Source organism: Bacteroidales bacterium, from assembly GCA_018334875.1.
Lineage (GTDB): Bacteria > Bacteroidota > Bacteroidia > Bacteroidales > UBA12077 > JAGXLC01.
Window position 1 is genome coordinate 1 of the sequence record JAGXLC010000399.1, and the last position, 3751, is coordinate 3751.

At 43.6% G+C, this 3751-nt stretch carries 3 protein-coding genes; 2 read left to right on the forward strand and 1 reads right to left on the reverse strand.

Going from position 1 to position 3751, the window contains the following annotated elements; all coding sequences use genetic code 11:
* A partial coding sequence (locus KGY70_18760; GenBank protein ID MBS3777244.1) for an endonuclease/exonuclease/phosphatase family protein occupies nt 1–644 on the forward strand: 644 nt, incomplete at its 5' end.
* A 90-nt stretch (nt 645–734) separates the two neighbouring features.
* On the forward strand, nt 735–1400 hold the full coding sequence (locus KGY70_18765; protein ID MBS3777245.1) for a DUF1080 domain-containing protein: 666 nt from the start codon (nt 735–737) through the stop codon (nt 1398–1400).
* Between the two features lie 168 nt (nt 1401–1568).
* Here the strand turns inward: KGY70_18765 and KGY70_18770 are convergent, their stop codons facing one another.
* A complete protein-coding gene (locus KGY70_18770) occupies nt 1569–3359 on the reverse strand; it encodes a hypothetical protein (protein MBS3777246.1) in 1791 nt (596 codons plus the stop codon).
* Between the last annotated feature and the right edge of the window lie 392 nt (nt 3360–3751).

The following is a 3751-nucleotide window of genomic DNA, read 5'->3' on the forward strand; positions in this document are numbered from 1 at the left end:
CCATCGCGGCGGTTATCCGTCGGGCCGATCCCGACCTGGTAGCCCTTCAGGAAGTGGATTTCAGAACCGGCAGGGTGAATCAAATGGACCTGGCTCTGGAAATGGCCAAACGTACGGATTTGACTCCTTTTTTCGGGAAAGCCATGGATTATGACGGGGGAGCCTATGGAGAAGCCATCCTTTCAAAATATCCGGCCGAATCCATGGAGGTGCATCACCTGGGAGCCGGTGAAGGACATGAACCCCGGGCTGCACTGCGGGTGGTAATTGACCTTATGAACGATGAGCGGATTGAATTTATCGCCACCCATCTGGATCATACACAGGACCCCACGGATCGCATTTACCAGGCCAAAGCACTTAACCACATTTTGTCCGGGCTCAATAACCCCGCCATTCTTGCCGGAGACCTGAACGCGACACCTGGAAGCCGGCCCATTGACATTTTGCTGGAACGATGGACCATGACTGCCGATACTCCGGCCGAACCAACCTACCCATCCGGTTCTCCAGAAAGAAAACTGGATTATATCATGTATCATCCTGAATCTCGTTGGAAAATGGTTGAGCGGAAGGTCATCGAAGAGAAAGTGGCTTCGGATCACAGGCCCTACGTGGTAACTTTACAGTTGATTTCAAATTAAGGGATATATTGGTGACAGGAAAAATTTTTTTAGACTGAACTTTATAATCAAATAAAAATAATATCTTTACTTAAATAAAAGCATTACACCATGAAAAAACAACAGATTATTTTAACCTCACTGCTTCTTTCATTTCTCTTACTGGCATTTGCCAGTGAAGATGACTGGAAATCATTGTTTAACGGAGAAAACCTTGACGGCTGGGTTCAAAAAAATGGGAAAGCCGATTATTGGGTCGAAGATGGCATGATCATCGGACAAACAACCAAAGGTAGTCCGAATTCCTTCTTGTGCACCAAAAAAGATTATGATGATTTTGAAATGGTTTTTGAAGTCAAATTGTTCGACAATGAATTGAACTCGGGTGTGCAAATTCGCTCAAAAACCCGCAAAGCAGGACTATTTAAAAAATCAGGACGGGTGAACGGGCCGCAGGTTGAAATTGAAGCCAGTGGTGATGACGGTGCAGAGGCGGGCTATTTGTATGCCGAAGCTGCCGGTGGCTGGATGACCCCGGACGACAAACGCGTTCCACACAAAACTTTTAAGGACGGGGAATGGAACAAGTACCGCGTGGTTGCAAAGGGCCCCAGGATCCAGGTCTGGATCAACGGCAAACAAATCTCCGATCTGGTGGATGAAGATATGTATGAATCCCATCCGGAAGGATTCATCGGCTTGCAGGTTCATGGCGTTGGAAACAGGGGACCCTTTGAAGTGGCCTGGCGGAATATCAAGATCAAGGAACTGGATTAAAGCGTATTCTTGAATCTACTTAAATTATAATTCAAAGTAATTATCATCTTTATCGTTGAGGACTGCATCCGAAAAATCAAAAGCCACCTTGATTAAATCGAGGTGGCTTTGAAAGGATATTGCCATCAGAATAGTTCTTGTTGCAGATCTGCTTGAAAACAGCAATATCTACTTCGTATACTTTTTGGATTCAATCACGGTCGGATTGCCAATATTATCCTCAGATGAAGCTTTTCCATACATATAGTAAATATCGGTATTGATCGTACTCACCCCAACCGGATCCAAACCCGTTGAGAAATCATCTGAGATGGATTTCCAGCTTGATCCATCATAAATACTGATGAACGGATAGATACTCTCCTGAGATTCAAATTTCATACTGGACAGCACCACATTTCCATCCGAGTCGATTGCTATGGCCATAGGATCAACGAACCATTCATTACCTGATGGGATCAGGTTTTCAACAGTTGAAGTGCCGGTTACCTTATATACCCCGCCAGGATAGGAAACCAATGCGTTGCTGGTGGCAATAAAATAGAGATCGCCGCTATTTTGGGCCAACTCTGCATCTCCAAGATACTCGTGATTCCAGCTAAGTACCTCATCCCATGAAGAGCCGTTCAGACTCTTAATATGCAAGGTATTATCAATGATATATTTCAAATACAGGTTTCCGTCGACATTTTCAATTTCGGTGTTGAATATTGATCCGGTTGCAATGATCCCGTTGGCATCGCCGCCAATGGTATCCCATGCAGAACCATTGTATTTCAGAACCTGAAGGTCGTAATCGGGATACTGAGTTAGCCCCATATAAAGCTCATCATTGTATGTTTCTATAGACACGCCAGACGGACTGTCATCCTGACCCAGGTTATCCGGGGTCAGATTTCCGGACCATACGGATCCGTCCCAGGCGAATACATACAATGAATCTGTGGTTCCCGCCACATAAGAATGGGAAGAGCCGACTGCAAAATTGATCTGATCAAATTCTTCTCCCGGGTCACTTGTCCAGACTTGCTGCCATGAAGAGCCGGAATAGCTGTAAAGAACCGGCTTACCATAACCCGTGGCACCGGCACCCGTTATTGCACCCAAATACACGGTACTTCCTTTTACTTTTTCCTTGATCCTGGGAATTCCACCCTGGCTGGCAGCAAAAATCTGCACCGGATCCGAAATGGTATAGTCAGCACCTGGTGTACTTCCACCACTGGCTTCACTGATAACTGTATCTCCCTCTACTTTGTATTGTCCGTTTCCGGGATCTCCATTCACAGTTATATAGTTGTAAAAATAATCTGCAATTACCTTATAGATATAATTTTTGCCTGGTTCCAGTCCTTTCTTATCATCTGTCAGATAAAACTCTGTGATTTCATTCTGGGGATCATACCTGTATTCCAGTTCTCCAACTTTCTGGAAATCCGCGGATGTCCCCGCTTCTTTCCGTAATAATGTATAATAAACAGATCCTAAATTTTGCAGTGCTGCCAAATCATTTGTTTCAGTTAACGTTACTTCTATTTCCAGGTTCGCGTTTTCCGTAATTCTTTTTGTAGATGTGATTTCGGGCAAATCAGCTTCAAAAGCATAACCTGTAACTGTTTGGGAATAATCGCCAAAACCTGCCTCGTCGGTATGGGCGCGTATTCGATACTCATAGGATTGGCCTGGGATAATTTTATTTGAAGGCAACTTATATCCTATATCAGCCCACTTGGTCCTCCGGGTCCAGCCAATCTCATCCCATGAGTTATAGTCCGGATTCATCCTGTAACAAACATATTGTATGTCCCCATCTCCCATTGCCGGGCTGTAAGATAAATGAACTACTCCAATATACGTACCCTGTGAAGCATTGATGGTATCTGGTGTTGTTATTTCTTTTTCACAGGATGCAATAACAAAAACCAGAAAAATCAACAAAAGATTGAATAAATGTTTCATTTATATAAGCGTTAAGAATTGTTTTTATATCTACGTAAAATTTAGAACTAAGGTTTTGATAAAATACTGTTGCGTGAAGCGTATTTTTAATTATTGTGATATGTAAATTAATCCGATAGATTCAACAGCAACTAGTTACACATTAACGTTTTCATTGATTAACGAAGATCAGGTTACCTTTACGGTTAAAGGGGCAATCGGTACGTGTTTCATGCATCTTCAACCGTTAAAAGTATTCATAGCTTCAGCCCCGAGACAGCTTTTTAAACGGGGATGTGGCCCGGTTTTTATATCCATGCCACGATGTCACAATCAGTAAAATTCCGGCCCCTGCCAGGGCAGCAAATACGATTCCGTCATGAACCGACCATTGCCGCACAGCGATGGCAATG